Raw genomic sequence first — 16,709 nt, 5'->3', positions numbered from 1 at the left:
ATCGTGCTGGAGCGTGTCGTATACTTGAGGGAGAACCTAATTAGGGGGAAGAAGCATGAGTGAACTGAATGCCTTATTTCGGAAAAGGATCGGTATGCCAGAAAATGAAACGATTACCTTCGAGACATTGGATCGCCTCCTTGATCTGACAGCATTGGCGATTCCTTTTGAAAACCTGTGCATTATGGAAGAGCGAACAAGCGTAGTCTCTAGAGAGTCCGTCATGGAGAAGATACTGGTCAGAAACGAAGGCGGTCTTTGCTACGAGCTCAATCCGATGCTGTATTTCTTCTTGCTGGAAAATGGCTTTGACGCCCATCTGATTCGCGGAGTTGTTTACAGGCAGGACATTGGCGAGTACTACACGATTGGTCGAACGCATGCCACGATTTTGCTTACATATGAGGGGCAAACGTATTTGCTCGACACGGGTTTTGGTTCGAACCTGCCGTTAAAGCCTGTTCCGTTAACCGGAGAGACCGTTTCTTCGCGCAATGGTGAGTTTCGGATCAAGAAAGAGCAGACGGAGTATGGCGATTATGTACTCGAAATGAAGCTGCGGCACAAGGATACGGACTGGAGAATCGGCTATACGTTTGATTCGCAGAAGCTGGTGACGGATGAAACGGAATTAAACGAGATTCAGACGATTATCGCTGAACATGAACAGTCTCCCTTCAACAAAAGCCCTTTACTTACACAGCTTACAGAGAGAGGCAATGTTACTTTAACAAATACGTCCTTTACGCATTGGACGGATGGAGCCGTTACTAAAGAGGAAATCGACAATGCGAGATTCAAAGAGCTGGCGAAACAGCATTTTCGTTTATAGCACAGCAAGTAACAAGTTAGGCCACAGATGTTTTTCTGTGGCCTTTCGTCTTTATTCTTTTGCTTCTATGTCTACCAACAGCTTCGTCGGATCAACGGGTACACCATTTTCGAGAACTTGAAAAGCAAGATGCGGTCCCGTGCTGCGTCCCGTACTTCCCAACAGACCGATGAGCTGGCCTTGGGTCACAGTAGCTCCAGCGGTGACCTCCAGCTTTTCCAAGTGTGAATAAACCGTTTGATACCCGCCTTCATGCTCTAGAATGATCTGGTTGCCTTTCCCTGTTTGTGTATCGTATTCAGCCTTGACCACCTTACCGGCCGCGGCTGCCTGAACGGGCGTATTCAGTTCGTTTACGATTCTCAAGCCTATTGTTTGATCAATAGGGCTTTTGATTGTACCTTCTGCGGGGACGACGAAGGTCTGCTCGTTCCCTAGCGCTTTTTTTGCATCAGTCAAAGTGAAGACGCCTAAAGCCAAGACGACCACGATACCAGATAGGGTCCACGTATACGCTCGTTTTTGAAAGTGACGAATCATTTCTATTCTCCTTTTCACCTGTTTTTTGGAGCTGGAGAACCCGGCTGTGAAGCGAATTGGTTTGGGCCGGGCATTCAGCTCGAGCATTTTGATCATGGTGTATCCGTAGCGAGGTACCTCCGTCTCCTGCAAATAAGTCAAAGCCAAGGCATCACAAGCCATTTCCTGATCCTGACGCATGCGGGAAGCGGCGTACCATAACAACGGGTTGAACCAGTTGAGGATCAGCAGCACGCTCATGATGCTGTTTACAGGAATATCTCGTCTTTTCCAATGTGCCAGCTCATGCAAAAAAATGTGGCGCAAATCATGCTCGTTGAGCTTGTCCAAAAGATTTTCCGGCAGCCATATTTGCGGTCGCCAGATGCCCATCAAGGCAGGGCTTGTCATCTGGTGACTCATGCGCAGGGGAATGGACTTGGTGACGCCCATCTGTTTTTTGCATTGGGAAAAGACGCGCAAAATGGCTTCATCCTGTACGAACGCATCGTTTTTTAGCTGAGAGAGCAATCGGTATGTATTGCGAGTCATGGTGACAGCGAAAATGGCGACACCGCCGATCCAGATGAGGGAAAGCAGGCTGATCCAGGAAAAGCTCGCTTCGTTTGCTAGAGAGGCATCTGGTTGGAGGGCAAATTTATGCGGATGCAAAGCCTCTGTAGGGAGAACAATCGGTTCCGTAGGCGGATGCGCTCCCTGTATGGATGTCCAAGGCGAAGCAGGCAGCCAGTTATACAAACTGATCGTGCTGTCTGTCGACCAAGGAACCGCGAGTTTCCAGAGAAGCAGGAACCATACGGCGTGGTGCCAGCGGATGGAGAAATGCTTTTTGCCGAGCTGCTGGCAGAGCAAGATCAGGAGCACAAGAAGACTAGCCTCGATGGAGTTATACAGTGTCCACGTAAATCCTTGATTGAGGGTGAGTGTGAGCCATTGCCAATCCACCAGCTTATATCTCCTTTTCGGAAAGGATTTTTTTCAGCTCGTCAATCTCTTGGGAGGAGAGCTTTTCTTCTTTTAAAAAGTGAACCAGCATGGGCTTTAAGGCCCCGCCGTACACGCGCTGCAGAAAGGATTGGCGCTCTTGGCGCTTGCATTCTTCCTCAGTGAGCACAGGAGAGTAATAGTAGACGCGATTGACCTGCTCATAGGTGAGAATGCCCTTTTGCATGAGGCGGCTGAGCAAGGTTTTGATTGTGTTGTCTTTCCACGTCTTGTTGTCTCGCAGGGCGTGGATGACATCGGCTGCTGTAGCGGGTGACTTTGCCCAGATGACCTTCATAATCTCCCACTCGGCATCGGAGATTCGCGGTTGCTCGTCCAAGTAAGCTACCTCCTTCGATTACATTTGTAGTCGTTGATTCTTTTTTAAAGATTACAATTGTAGTCAACAGGTGTCAACTATCATTTTGTAAATCCGTTCCAAGTGGGCATCGTTGGAAGATGACAAGCAAATTGGTACACTGAAGAAAAATCGGATAAAGGCTGTGATAGATATGAATCTGGCCGAGCAGTTTGGCGATATGGATATTTACTTGTTTGATCAGTTGTTAAAGGGACGGGTTACGGAGGAAATGCAGATACTCGATGCCGGTTGCGGTTCGGGGCGGAATTTGGTCTACTTTTTGCGAAATGGCTATTCGGTGTACGCGGTTGACCAATCGGCAAAAGCCATTGAGGCTGTACAGCGGGTGGCATCGCAATTGGCGCCAAACTGGTCAGCAGAGCGCGCTCGTGTGGAACCGATTGAGTGCATGAGCTTTGAAAACGAAAGCTTCGATTTCATCATCAGTAATGCCGTTCTACATTTTGCTGAAAACGAAGAGCATTTTCGCCAGATGCTAGAGGAGCTGTGGCGGGTACTGAAGCCAGGAGGCATTCTATTCATGCGTCTTGCTTCCTCGATCGGGATTGAGGATGCTGTACAGCCACTGGGAAATGAACGTTATTTGTTGCCGGACGGAAGCACCCGTTTTCTCGTAAAGGAACGGATGATGGTGGGCATGACGGAAAAGCTGCAAGGCGTGTTCCTGGAGCCAATCAAAACGGTGAATGTAGCCGGACAGCGTTGCATGAGTACGTGGGTAATCAAAAAGAATGCCTAAGCACCAAAAGCCGCCTTCCTGTAGGAGAGGCGGCGTCTTTTTTCTCCCTCAAAAATCACGTGTCTGATCAAAAATAGCAAAAAGCTCGTCCACATCTACTTCCACACCCGTAGTAGCAAAATTCCGTTTTGCCGACTGAAGCAGCTCAACGAGCACAACGAAAATTTCTTCCCGCTCAACCGTTTCAATAAAGCCAGTCCGGCGATCCATTTTGTTGAAAGTGTCTGTGTACTCTTTGACCCATGCACGCAAAGCAGTTTGTATTTCTTCCGCATTCGTCGCGTCTTCGCTGCTTTGCTTTTCGAGCGCGCTGATCGCGGTGTTCATTTTTTTATAGAGACTGGCTGCCTTGTTGGCGTGGGCCTTTGAGATGTGCTCTCTGCCATCCCAATCACGAAACGGATTGGTTAAATTATTGGTCAGCCATTCGGGCTTGCGCGGCTTGGTGATGGACAAATCCAGCCCATTTTTCACTTCTTTTTTGTAGGCGGCTTTAATGGTTTTGGCTGCTTCTGCTGGCAGGCTTGTCATCCAGAGCGTAGAGAGCTTGGGACATTGATCTGGCGAAGGGAACTCGTCCCCGGAGAAGCCAAACAGATCGTAGGTCGTAAACGTCAGTAGCTCCTTCAAGTGCTTGATGCTGCCCAGATTGCTGAGGGTACCAGGCTTGCCCCACAGACGGATGTCCTGAAGCGAAGGATACCGCTGGACGAGTGGCTGCAAGTCCAGCTCCGTCACATTGCGCAGATGGAGTCCTCCTAGATGGTCGAGTCCGCGGTGAAGCGGCAGCGAATCTGAGAACGAGGCGGTCAGCCAATACCCATCCTGCTCGGCTTCTATGAACAGGTTGGATGAAATGGCCTTGTTCAGTATGAGTTCTCTTAGACAATCGTTTAGATGCAGTGACTCCAGCCCGTCCGCGTTTTGGAGAGAGAATTTACTGAGATGGCTTCCTGTCAGATCAAGAGAGGAGCGACCGGCTTTCTCCAGGTGTAGTTCCCGAATAAACGGATTGCTTTTTATAAAGGCAAGCAAGGAATCGTTAGGCTCCTCTGCATGGATGCTTGTCAGGCAAGGCAGCTTTTCCAATTCGGAGATGTCCGTCAAGCTTCGCAGGATGTCGGCACGAAGGACGTTGGTTGATCGGCGCAGGCTCTCCCCGCCCAGTGAAATCATCGTGTCATCATTTGCGGCCTGTTTGAACTGCTGGCGACGCTCCTCGGGAATTTGATTCCATTTATGTTGACGATACAGGCTCCCTCCGACATCCCAACTGCCGTAGCTCCTTGTCTCTTCTGTCACGAGAGGTGGTATATTCCCTACTTTTATGTAGCCTTTAGGCACGACATTATCGACATAGCTGTGCTCCAGTACGTTGTTCCAGAAGAAGTAGTCGCAATATAAGGGCTTCATCTGATGCAGCTCTGATTCATCAGGCAGTGTATCGCTGCTCCAGTCGAGTTCGAGGATACTGATGAGGCTGGCGTTACTCGTGCCAGGCTCTTTTATCGATGTGACCTGGCAAGCTGTGTACTTTTGCAGTTTCTCGACAAAAACACAGTAGATGTCTCCGACTGTAGGCGTCATTCCTACCATCCTTTCCAACGAAACGGTTTCCCCTAGCTTCTTTGCTTTTCATTCATTTGCCTTTCCTTTGATTTTTATATTGAAGATAGGACATCCAAAAAACCAAAACGACTGTAATGCCTACGGTAATCTTTCTGTTTATTCCCATGTTGATGTCAAGATCAAAGAAACTGAATGCCAAAAGCCCAAGAATAACAACTAAGAGTATCCTAATGATGGTATCGCCTCCCTTTTTTCTATCGTTAATGTAATAAAATTATTTGAAATAATGTTATAAATTGTCGTTTGGAATATGAATTTTTTGTGAAAATCATTTTCTGCTAGAATGAAGAAAGGCACGTGCATGTTGAAGGGTATATGGATGAACATTAGGGGGATTTTTGCAGGTTTTAAATGTGTCCCTCTCATATAAAACAGTCGTGAATGTTATGTTTTTAATCATAACCTACGTGAGGCGGCGAAGAGATGAAGAAAGAAGAGAGCACGGAGAAGTGGATGAGCCGCGTATTGGAGGCCATTGTTGAAACGTCTCGCGATCATTTGTTAATCACGGACCCTGAGGGCTACATCCGGCTGGTTGGCGATTCGTCCTATGATGTGTACGGCATCGCGAAGGAAGAGCTATTGGGCAAAAACGTCATCGAGCTGGAAAAAAGGAAGGTCTTTTCTCCATCTGTCACGCGAAAAGTCATGGATGCCAAGACGCCGCAGACGATTATGCAGGAAATACCCGGCGGTCGAAAGCTGATGGTGACGGCGTTTCCCGTCTGGAACGAGGATGGCAGCATGCATTCGATCATCAGCTATTCCCATGACCTGACGGAAATTATGGAATTGAAACGCCGCTACGAAGGTCTGACAGAGCAGCTCAAGCAATTTGAAACCGAGATTGAGGAGCTGCGCGAAAAGCACCAGGAGGGCTTCGTGGCAGTGAGTCAGCCGATGCAAGCCATTGAGCGACTCATCAAAAAAGTTGCGGCTGTCGATTCGACTGTCCTGATCCTCGGGGAATCGGGTGTGGGGAAAAATGTGATCGCGAAAGAAATTCATCGCAATAGCCGTCGGGCGGGTGGGCAATTCGTGGAGATCAACTGTGGCTCGATCCCGGAGGGCTTGCTGGAATCCGAGCTGTTTGGCTATGAGGCTGGTTCGTTTACAGGCGCCGCCAAGCAGGGCAAGCAAGGGATTATCGAGATGGCGAACCAAGGGACTCTTCTTTTGGACGAGCTGGGGGAACTGCCGCTGACCTTGCAGGCCAAGCTGTTGAAGGTGATTCAAGAAAAACGGCTGCAGCGTGTTGGGAGCACGCAGTACCGCGACGTGGACTTTCGTCTGATTGCCGCCACCAATCGCGATTTGGAGAAGATGGTGAAGGAAGGGAAGTTCCGGCAGGACCTGTATTTTCGCCTGAATGTTGTCCCGATCCACGTCCCGCCGTTACGAAATCGGCCAGAGGATATCGCGGCTCTCCTGAAGCGCGTCGTGCGCTCGCTCAATGAACGATACGGAATGGACAAGCGTCTGGACCCTGTCGTGACACATGCTTTGATGCAGTACGAGTGGCCCGGCAATGTGCGCGAGCTGGAGAACGTCTTGGAGAGAATGGTGGTCACAGCGGACGAAGATGTGATCGCTTCTCAGCATCTGCCCGCGGAAATCAGGCTGGCAGGGGAAGAGCAGGCAGCCATGGAGCCGAGTCTGGCTACTTCCAAGATGTCGCTTCGCGAAGCATTGGAGCAGGTAGAGGAAAAATGGCTGCGCTACGCATCCGAGCACTGCCGGACCACGGGAGAAATCGCGGATTTTCTCGGCATTAGCCAGCCCTCTGTCGTGCGGAAGCTGCAAAAATATCAGATTCGCACCAGGTGATTCAAAAATGAATAGCTAATTCAAAAATGAATCAAATATTCGAGTGTTTCGATTCATTTTTGAATAATTCGATGTGCTTGGAGTGCCGGAAACGCGATTTCATCAAGCTCTGGCGTTTGGCATAGGTATTGCTACATATCGTGGTTGAGTTTACAAGCAAGCAATCCAACTAATACCATCTCGAACGAGGAGAGGAAACGATATGTCCAAACAACGTCAATTTGTAAACGTAGCTGCTGGTGTGCCAGGTCCAAAGGGAGCGGCTCTGATTGAAAAAAGAAAGCAGTTCGTTCCAAAAGGTGTCGGCAACAACACCCCTGTTTTTGTAGAGTCAGCTTCAGGTGCATTGGTTACGGATGTGGATGGCAATACGTACATCGATTTTGCCGGAGCGATCGGTACACTGAATGCCGGACACTGCCCACCGGAAGTAGTTGAGGCACTAAAAGCGCAGCTGGACAAATACATTCATCCTTGCTTCCATGTAGGGATGTATGAGCCATATGTGGCCTTGGCTGAGAAGCTGACGCAAATCACGCCAGGCAGCTTTGAAAAGAAGACGATGCTCGCAAACAGCGGGGCAGAAGCAGTAGAGAACGCGGTAAAAATCGCCCGCAAATACACAGGGCGCCCAGGCATCATTTCCTTTAGCCGCGGCTTCCATGGTCGTACGCTTCTGGGCATGTCACTGACTTCCAAGGTGAAGCCGTACAAATTCCAGATGGGTCCATTCGCTCCAGCTACGTATAAAGCGCAGTTCCCGTATCCACTGAACAAGCCGGAATCCATGACAGATGATGAGTACGCGCAATTCTGCGTGCGTCAGTTCGAGGACTTCCTCTTGACTGAGGTTGCACCGGAAGAAGTGGCTGCCGTGATTATGGAACCGATTCAGGGAGAAGGCGGCTTTATCGTTCCGCCTGTGTCCTTCGTTCAAGGTGTCTACAACATTTGTAAAAAGCATCAAATCCTATTTATTTCCGATGAGATTCAAACAGGCTTCGGTCGTACGGGCGCCATGTTTGCTTCTACCCATTTCGGCATCGAGCCAGATATCATCACCATGTCTAAATCCATCGCGGCAGGCTTGCCCATCTCTGCGGTTACGGGACGCGCAGAAATCATGGATGCGCCAAACCCAGGTGAGATCGGCGGTACCTATGGAGGAAGCCCGCTCGGTTGTGTAGCCGCATTGGCGGTCATTGAGAAAATGGAGCGCGAAGACTTGTCTGGTCGTGCGCAGGTGATCGGGGACAAGATCAAGGCGCATTTCCATGCGTTGCAAAAAGAGTTCCCTGTGATCGCAGAGGTGCGCGGGCTGGGTGCGATGTGCGCTGTAGAATTTATCGATCCAACAACCAAACAACCAGCGAAAGAGCTCGTTGCTGGCTTGACTAAAGGCTGCTACGAGTCTGGCGTCATCGTGCTTTCGGCTGGCGTCCACAGCAACGTGCTGCGCTTCCTGTCTCCACTGGTTATTACAGACGAGCAACTGGAAGAGGCACTGGACATTATGACGGATGTTCTGAAAAGCCAATACGTGACGAACTAAAACGCCCGAGGGGGTTCTCCATACTCATGAAAAAGCATCTCTACATCAACGGACAATGGAAAGAAGCAAAAGAATACGCGCCACTCTACTCCCCTTATTCTGGGGAACTGCTGGCTGAAATCGCTCAGGCAGACGATCATGACGTCGACGAGGCAATCAAGGCGGCCAAAGCAGCAGCCAAAGTCATGGCGAAAATGCCAGCCAGTCAGCGCGCCTTGATACTGGAGCGTGCAGTTGCGATTATGGAAGCACGCAAGGAGGAACTGGCGGTCATCCTCGCACAGGAAGCCGCCAAGCCACTTCGCACAGGTCGTGTAGAAATCGCTCGGACGATCCAGACCTACAAGTTCGCCGCAGAAGAAGCGAAGCGCATTCACGGAGAGACGGTGCCGCTCGATGCAGCACCGGGTGGTGAAGGACGTCTTGCTTTTACGGTACGCAAGCCGATCGGCGTAGTCGGCGCGATCACGCCTTTTAACTTTCCATTCAATCTCGTAGCACACAAGGTCGGGCCTGCCATTGCCGCAGGAAATACCGTCGTGCTGAAGCCAGCAAGTCAGACGCCGCTTAGCTCGCTGATCCTGGCCGATATTTTCGCAGAGGCGGGCTTGCCAGCAGGAGCGCTCAACATTTTGTCTGGAAAAGGCGCAGTCGTAGGTGAAAAGCTGGTCAGTGACAGCCGAATTGCCGCGATCACCTTTACGGGAAGCCCTGCGGTTGGAATCGCCATGAAAAACAAAGCGGGACTCAAGCGCGTGACCTTGGAGCTTGGCTCCAACTCCGCAGTGATCATCGACCACAACGTGGAAATCACGCAAGCGCTGATTGATCGTTGCGTGACGGGTGCTTTCTCCTTTAGCGGTCAAGTGTGTATCTCGCTGCAACGCGTCTATATACACCAGAGCAAGTACGAAGAGTTCCTGGAGAAGTTTAAGGCTGGCACAGAAAAGCTCGTGCTGGGTGATCCGCTGAACGAAGAGACAGACATGTCCTCTGTGATCTCCGCCAAGGATCATGAACGCATGGGAGCATGGGTACAGGAAGCAGTAGAAGCAGGCGCACATGTAGTTACTGGCGGTAAGCCTGTCAGTGACAACCTCTTTGCCCCTACGATTCTGACGAATGTAGGCTCACATGTTGCCGTCTCCTGCCAGGAGGTATTCGGTCCAATCGTAGTCGTTACTCCGTTTGAGACCATGGACGAAGCGATTGAGGCAGTCAATGACTCCCGATTCGGATTGCAGGCAGGCATCTATACGAGTGACATTCACGCAGCTATGCGCGCAGCGGAAGAGCTGGAGGTCGGAGGCGTGATGATCAACGACATTCCGACGTTCCGCGTAGACAACATGCCGTATGGCGGTGTAAAAGACAGTGGCTTTGGCCGCGAAGGCATCAAGTATGCTGTCGAGGAACTGACCGAACTAAAATTAATCGCGATCAAGCTATAGCAGATGAAAGACGAGTCCAATGTGGCTCGTCTTTTTTTTGAAAGCAGCGTCCGGAAGGAGATCGTCACCGGGACCATAAATTGTCATAAATGAAACCGCTTCATATAGTTGTTAGGCATAGGCGGTTATGTTAGGCTAGCGTGTAGAGACAGACTATGTTCATTTCTGTGCAAAAAGTGTTTGATTACACTTCACTTGTTACGCAGATGAAATAGTCGTTTTTTTATGCGTAAAGGGCATTTCTTACACGAAAAGGGGACAATCATGATTAGTCATAAGAAAGGGGTCAGTGGTTTCCGTTTATTCCACTGGATCTCACTTGTAGCGATAGTTGCATGGTTGGCAGGCTGCTCACCGTTTCAGGGGAACGAAAGCAGTACAGATGACAGCCCGCAACCAGTCAAACCTGAAAAAATCGAGCGTTACCAAGGGGAAAAGAGCAAGGCAGTGTCCATGGTCTACACGACGCAAAGACAGCTTGCTCTTACTTTTAATGGGATGGCAGATAAGGACACGATGAAAAGACTGCTAGATGAGTTGGACAAGTACCACATCAAGGCAGCTTTTTTCATGCCAGGCATGAGGGTAGCGGAAGAGCCGGACATTGCGCGGCAAATAGTCGCTAGAGGTCACGAGATCGAAAACAACACGTTGAATCAATCGAATTTGCAGGATCAGCCTTACGAGAAAATGTACGAAGATATCAAATTGACCAATGACGTCATCAAAAGAGAGACGGACAAAACACCGCGGTATATCCGAACGAAGTCGGGCGATTACAACGACGATCTTCGATTGGTAGCTGCTCACAATGGACAAGAAGCCGTCGTGTCATCCAGTCTGTTCCTGCACAATTGGCAAAAAGAGACGGAAGCTGAAAAGAGCCGCTATTTACGAAAATATATGAATCGCGGCGGCATCATAGCGATGGATACAGAGGAAAACAAGTCTGTCGTACAGAACATCCGGCTCCTAGCAGAGGCTGCTACTGATGTCGGTTACAGATTCGTTCCATTGCACGAGTTGATTGCACAAGGCGGGGAGAGAAAGCCGCTGCAAGAAATTCCGGGTTTTGATGCAGCCAAGATAAATCCGGCTTATCAGGAGTCCAAGCCAAATCTCATCTATCGAAAAGAAACGAACAAGAAGATGGTCGCCTTGTCCTTCGATGATTGGGGTACGGATCAAACAGTTACGAAGATTCTCGATATCTTGGACAAAAAAGGAGTAAAGGCTTCCTTTTTCCTTCGCGCAGATGGTGTAGAGCGAAATCCAAACCTGGCGAGAGCGATTGCGGAAGCGGGACACGACGTAGCCAACCACACCTATTCTCATCCGGTAAATACCAAGATTGCACCGGAAGAATTGCAAAAAGAGATTGTCAAAGCCCATCAGATTATTACCGAAGCGATTCAGCAGAAGCCGACGATGTATTTCAGACCGCCAACAGGGGCGTTCGACGAACAGACACTAAAGGCGATTGCAGCAACGGGTTACAAAGATATTACGATTTATGATGTGACGCCAACCGATTACGACAAGAAACGGAGTGCGGACGATATCGTGAAAGCCATTATGGAGCAGACTCGGAGCGGAAGCGTGATTCTGCTGCACATGCTCGATGACATTCACACAATAGAGGCGCTACCGACCGCAATTGACCAGCTTAGAAGCAAAGGATACACGTTTGTACCCATGACAGAGATGTTTGGCCAATAATGCCAAAATAGAACAGGGAGAGGGAGCCAGCTTATGAATTTGTACGAAGGGATTGTGGAGAGGAAAGAAAAAATTGCCGTTGTCGGTCTTGGGTACGTAGGCTTGCCGATTGCGGTGGCACTGTCCAAGCGTGCTGATGTGATTGGCTTCGATGTAAACAAAGAGAAAGTGGCAGCCTATCAAAAGGGAAACTTTCATGATGCTGACGTGAATCAGGAGCTAACGAGTGACGCAGCAATAGAATTCACTTCAGATGAAAATAGATTGCAAGAAGCACGGTTTTATATTGTAGCAGTGCCTACTCCGGTCAAAAGCGGGAATGTTCCCGACCTGAAATATGTAGAAAGTGCATCCCGCATGGTTGGCAGACAGTTGAGAAAAGGGTCAATCGTTGTCTTTGAATCAACCGTTTATCCAGGGGCAACCGAAGATGTATGCTTGCCAATCCTGGAGGCGGAGTCGGGCTTGCGTTGTGGGGAAGACTTCAAGATCGGGTATTCACCTGAACGCATCAACCCGGGAGACAAGGTAAATCGTCTGGAAAACATCGTAAAGATTGTATCGGGGATGGATGAAGAAACGCTGGGAATCGTGGCAAGCGTCTACGAGCTCGTGATTAAGGCAGGCGTTTATCGAGCGGAAAGCATCAAGGTGGCGGAAGCAGCAAAAGTCATTGAAAATGCTCAGCGGGATGTCAATATAGCGTTTATGAATGAGCTGGCGATGCTGTTCAATCAGATGGATATCCCGACGAAAGCCGTATTGAGAGCGGCAGGAACGAAATGGAACTTTCTCCCTTTTACACCGGGCTTGGTCGGAGGGCATTGCATCGGTATCGACCCTTACTATTTAACGTACAAAGCAGAAGACAGCGGCTATCGCTCCCGCATTATCTTGGCGGCCAGACATATTAACGATGGCATGGGGAAATATGTCGCCCAACAGATCATCAAAATGGCCGTTCGCTCGAAGCTCGACCTTCAAAATGTACGGATTGGTATTTTAGGCCTGTCCTATAAAGAGGACTGCGCAGATATTCGCAATACCAAGGTGACGGACATCATCGAGGAACTGAAGGAGTACGGGATCAGCCCGCTGGTCGTAGACCCGATGGTGAATCCCCGGGAGGCATACGAGGAATACGGCATCGAGCTGTCAGAGATGGAGGCTCTCCACGACTTGGACATGGTGGTTGTAGCGGTGCCGCATGCTGCCTTTGCCAAGATGGGAGTTGCTGATTTTGCCGCGATGTACGGCAAGAATGAAGCAAAAATCATGATCGATATAAAAGAGACTTATTCCAAAGCTGACTTTGAAAACAGTGGATTTCATTACTGGAGCTTGTAGGCAGTGGAGGGGAGAGAGCGACAGTGATGAAACAGTTGATAGAGAAAATAAAGCCGAAAAAGAAAGAGAAAATCGAAGAAGTACTGACGGTTTCCAAGACAGAGAGGCGCGTGCTATCGAATGTGCCAGACCCGGAGAAAATTCGTGTCCAAGTGGACCGCCGCGGTGCTAAAGACACGAGTGAGCCAGGAAACCTGGAGAACCCGGAATATTTGAATCGCATTCGGATGCTGAGTCTGCGCTATATGGCGGATTTCCCAGTGACGCTATTGACCAAGAAACAGCGGGTCAAGGATGGAAACAAGGCCAGAGCCGTCGACATTTCTTCGACTGGACTATTAGTTGAACTAGATTCGGAGATGGAAGACATCCAGGTGGGACAAGTGTTTATGATCCATTGCACGATTCCGCCAGGTACGATGCCAGAAGGCTATGAGTCAACCGTGAAGCTGGATGCAACTGTCGTTCGCCGGTTTACGCAGGAAGAGGACGGGCGTCAGAAGTTCATGCTCGCCTTCGAGTTTTCCAAACCGCTGACCGAGTATTTTCGTAAAAAGCGCTGGGGATACGCGATTTATATCGCAAGTGCTTCCCTGTTTGTCGCTGCGGCGTTTATCGTGCTCATGCGAGCGGAGAGCGTGATTTATTTCAAATACAACATTTACTTGTATTTGTACAGCTTGATTGCTGCTGCCTTTTTGCTGACACGGTATTTATTCGGTGCTCTTTATCGGGAGGTTCCCGTCAATCCGGACTATACACCGGGCGTGAGCATCATTATTCCGTGCTTCAACGAAGAGCAGTGGATTCACCGGACGATTTTGAGTTGTGTGAATCAAAATTACCCAATTGATAAGCTGGAGGTCATCGTAGTAGACGACCGTTCGACGGACCGATCAGCAGAAGAGATTCAAAAGGTCATCGATATGATTCATAACGAGGCCGAGCGCTATATGACCCGTGAACGCGTGAAGATGCACATTCTTCCGGAAAACGGCGGGAAACGGGTCGCTTTGGTAAAAGGTGTGGAAATGGCGAAGCACGATTTGGTTGTCTTCGTTGATTCAGACAGCTTTTTGGAGCCGACTGCGATCCGCAACCTCGTACAGCCTTTTCAAGATCCGAAAATGGGTGGTGTCGCAGGGCGTACGGATGTGGAAAACAAGTTCACCAACGCGATCACCAAGCTGCAAACGGTTCGTTACTACATTGCTTTTCGCATCATGAAGGCGGCTGAGTCGTGGTTTGACAGTGTGACCTGCTTGTCTGGGCCGTTGTCTTGCTATCGCAAGGAATTGATTTTGCAGCATTCTGAAGCATGGCTGAATCAGAAGTTTCTCGGGCAGCCTGCCACTTTTGGCGATGACCGAAGCATGACCAACTTTATTTTGCGAACACATCGGACAGGCTATCAGGATTCTGCGATTTGCTCGACGATTGTGCCGTCAGACATGAACGTATTTTTGAAGCAGCAGATGCGCTGGAAGCGTTCGTGGTTGAGGGAATCTTTGCGTGCCAGCGGCTTTATTTGGCGCAAGGAGCCTTTTATGGCGATCTTCTTTTACATCGGTCTGATTGTTCCTATCGCTGCTCCCGTCATCGTACTGTACAACCTCGTATACGTTCCGCTCGTTCATCACGTTTTCCCGGGCACGTTTTTAATGGGCTTGCTGTTGATGGCGCTCTTAATGAGTTTGGCCCATCTGTTTTTCCGTAGAAGCAAGCTGTGGATTTTCGGGATTGTCTTTTGTGTGTTTTATGAGCTGGTGCTGTTGTGGCAGATGCCTGTGGCTTGGGTGACCTTCTGGAAATCGACTTGGGGTACCCGAGAAACGCCGCAGGACGTCGAAGCGAGATTGAAAAAAGAAGCCCGAAAGAAGAACAAAAAAGGCTTTGGGTTGCCTTTTTAAGTGGGAAAGACAAAGGGAGTGAGGGTGTCAGGAGTTATGGGGAAAACGACGAGTGATGTCTTGGACTATCGGAAAAAAGATCGCAATAAATTTATCAAGACGCTGATCCAGGTCGCTATCTTAGTCGTCTTGGGTGTCATGTTATACAATGCCGTTTTTGATTGGAAGAAGTACGAGGAACCGAATAAAGCAAACTGGACGAATGAAAAAGGCTTTATCGCCATCTCCTATTTTGGCGTAGGCCGTTCAGGTACACCGAAGCTGGTAGCCAAGAAGCAATTGGATGAGCAGCTTCAGGCGCTTTACGATCAAGGCTATCAAACCATCTCGCAGCAGGATGTTTTGGACTTTTATAAGAACAAGAAGCCACTTCCGGACAAGGCTCTGTTCTTGGCCTTTGAAGATGGCCGCAACGATTCGAGCTTGTTTGCCCAGCCGCTCTTGGAGAAGTACAACTTCAAAGCAACGGCATTGTCTTACGGAAACAAGATGGGGAATAGCGAAAACAAGTTCCTCCAGCCCGAGGACATGAAAAAAATGATGGAAAATGGTTTCTGGGAGCTCGGCTCTAACGGCTATCGATTGACATATATCAATGTATTTGATGATCAGGGCAATTTCATCGGGGTGAAGGATGAGAGTGAATTATCGAATAAAACAAAGGTGGGCTACTATAACCACTACTTGATGGACTTTATTCGTGACAGCAACATGATCCCGATGGAAGACAGAAGCAAGATGGAAGCGAGAATCAGCGAAGACTACAAGCTGATGAATGATACGTATATGGAGCAATTGGGCTTTGTCCCGGGTGCGTATATGATCATGCATGCGAACACCCTGTATGGCGGCATGAATCGCCTGGTAGCGGATGCGAACGATGCGAATATCAAAAAGTATTTTACGATGCACTTTAACCGGGAAGGAACCGCCTACAACGACAGCGAGGGCGATCTGTACAACCTGACCCGCGTGCAGCCAGAACCTTACTGGTACACGAATCATTTGTTGATGCGCATCCAAAAAGACACCGACGAGAAGATTCGCTTCGTTCGCGGCGATGAAGAGCAGGCCAAAGAGTGGGACCGTCTCGGTGGTGCCGCGCAATTTATGGAGGATCAGATCGTCTTGACCTCTCCAGCTGCTGGCTCTGGCATGTTATATTTAAAAAACAGCGACAGCCAGAAGGATATCAAGCTTTCTGCCAAGCTGGAAGGGAATGTAATCGGCAAGCAGTCCATTTATTTGCGCTATGATCGGGAAAAAGGCAGTTTTGTACGGGTCGTCCTGCATGATAATGAGCTGCGCGTCGAGCAGAAGAAGGAAAAAGGAGAGGTTCAGGAGCTTTTCAAGACAGAATTGAGCCAAGTGGTTTGGAATCCTGAAGATTTGACCTTCGACCGTGCCTCTGTTTATACGAGAGAGCAAGGCGAGTCTGGTGCTCCCGAGCTGGAAAAATACCCGATCAACATAAAAAATACGCGTCCATTCGAAATGACTGTTCAAGGCGACCGTCTCAGTGTTTCCGTGGACAAGATACCGCTCTTGGATAAGCAACAGATCGATCCAAGCATTAGCAGTGGTGGTGTCGCATTGGAAGCGGCCTATAGTGAAGTGAACAAAAAGGACGACATTTATGACGGGGTGTTTGCGGACGTACAGATTGGGTCCCTGGAGCAACCAAATGGTGAGCAGCAGATGCTGTTCAGTAATGTGCAGACAGGGCTTGCAGGAGTCGTCAGTTCGATCAAGAAAGCTTTTTCTGCCACAATGGACTGGGTCATCGACACCTTTTAA

12 protein-coding genes are annotated in these 16,709 nt (G+C 49.3%); 9 read left to right on the top strand and 3 right to left on the bottom strand.

What is annotated here, in order from left to right:
• Positions 1 to 55: 55 nt before the first annotated feature.
• The gene (locus EL268_RS31240) at positions 56 to 832 is read left to right on the top strand and encodes an arylamine N-acetyltransferase family protein (RefSeq protein ID WP_106657245.1); all 777 of its coding nucleotides are present in this window, start codon (positions 56 to 58) and stop codon (positions 830 to 832) included.
• A gap of 51 nt (positions 833 to 883) precedes the next feature.
• Here the strand turns inward: EL268_RS31240 and EL268_RS31235 are convergent, their stop codons facing one another.
• Both EL268_RS31235 and EL268_RS31230 read right to left on the bottom strand, forming a co-directional pair.
• Complete coding sequence (locus tag EL268_RS31235; protein WP_106657244.1) at positions 884 to 2,317, bottom strand: M23/M56 family metallopeptidase; 1,434 nt, start codon at positions 2,315 to 2,317, stop codon at positions 884 to 886.
• Between the two features lie 4 nt (positions 2,318 to 2,321).
• Positions 2,322 to 2,696 (bottom strand): BlaI/MecI/CopY family transcriptional regulator, encoded by a 375-nt coding sequence (locus EL268_RS31230; RefSeq protein WP_106657243.1) that lies wholly within the window; start codon positions 2,694 to 2,696, stop codon positions 2,322 to 2,324.
• Positions 2,697 to 2,808: 112 nt separating this feature from the next.
• Between EL268_RS31230 and EL268_RS31225 the strand changes: the two genes are divergently transcribed.
• Positions 2,809 to 3,477: a class I SAM-dependent methyltransferase gene (locus EL268_RS31225; RefSeq protein ID WP_106657242.1), complete on the top strand. Its 669-nt coding sequence runs from the start codon at positions 2,809 to 2,811 to the stop codon at positions 3,475 to 3,477.
• 48 nt (positions 3,478 to 3,525) lie between these two features.
• Here EL268_RS31225 and EL268_RS31220 read toward each other — a convergent pair whose 3' ends face one another.
• Positions 3,526 to 5,073, bottom strand: coding sequence for a hypothetical protein (locus EL268_RS31220; protein WP_232030615.1), 1,548 nt, complete (start codon positions 5,071 to 5,073; stop codon positions 3,526 to 3,528).
• 456 nt (positions 5,074 to 5,529) lie between these two features.
• Between EL268_RS31220 and EL268_RS31215 the strand changes: the two genes are divergently transcribed.
• The 7 genes from EL268_RS31215 (at position 5,530) to EL268_RS31185 (ending at position 16,709) form a co-directional block, all read left to right on the top strand.
• Positions 5,530 to 6,933, top strand: a complete 1,404-nt coding sequence (locus tag EL268_RS31215; protein WP_106657240.1) for a sigma-54 interaction domain-containing protein — start codon at positions 5,530 to 5,532, stop codon at positions 6,931 to 6,933.
• 202 nt (positions 6,934 to 7,135) lie between these two features.
• On the top strand, positions 7,136 to 8,485 hold the full coding sequence (gene gabT, locus EL268_RS31210; protein ID WP_015893916.1) for a 4-aminobutyrate--2-oxoglutarate transaminase: 1,350 nt from the start codon (positions 7,136 to 7,138) through the stop codon (positions 8,483 to 8,485).
• Between the two features lie 26 nt (positions 8,486 to 8,511).
• On the top strand, positions 8,512 to 9,936 hold the full coding sequence (locus EL268_RS31205; protein ID WP_106657239.1) for an aldehyde dehydrogenase family protein: 1,425 nt from the start codon (positions 8,512 to 8,514) through the stop codon (positions 9,934 to 9,936).
• Positions 9,937 to 10,200: 264 nt separating this feature from the next.
• Positions 10,201 to 11,655 (top strand): polysaccharide deacetylase family protein, encoded by a 1,455-nt coding sequence (locus tag EL268_RS31200; protein WP_106657238.1) that lies wholly within the window; start codon positions 10,201 to 10,203, stop codon positions 11,653 to 11,655.
• 33 nt (positions 11,656 to 11,688) lie between these two features.
• Positions 11,689 to 13,002 (top strand): nucleotide sugar dehydrogenase, encoded by a 1,314-nt coding sequence (locus EL268_RS31195; RefSeq protein ID WP_106657237.1) that lies wholly within the window; start codon positions 11,689 to 11,691, stop codon positions 13,000 to 13,002.
• 26 nt (positions 13,003 to 13,028) lie between these two features.
• On the top strand, positions 13,029 to 14,912 hold the full coding sequence (locus EL268_RS31190) for a glycosyltransferase (RefSeq protein ID WP_106657236.1): 1,884 nt from the start codon (positions 13,029 to 13,031) through the stop codon (positions 14,910 to 14,912).
• Between the two features lie 36 nt (positions 14,913 to 14,948).
• On the top strand, positions 14,949 to 16,709 hold the full coding sequence (locus EL268_RS31185) for a polysaccharide deacetylase family protein (protein WP_106657235.1): 1,761 nt from the start codon (positions 14,949 to 14,951) through the stop codon (positions 16,707 to 16,709).

The organism is Brevibacillus brevis, from assembly GCF_900637055.1.
GTDB lineage: Bacteria > Bacillota > Bacilli > Brevibacillales > Brevibacillaceae > Brevibacillus > Brevibacillus brevis.
The sequence above is the reverse complement of the archived record's forward strand: the minus strand, read 5'-3'. Positions and strand labels throughout refer to the sequence as shown.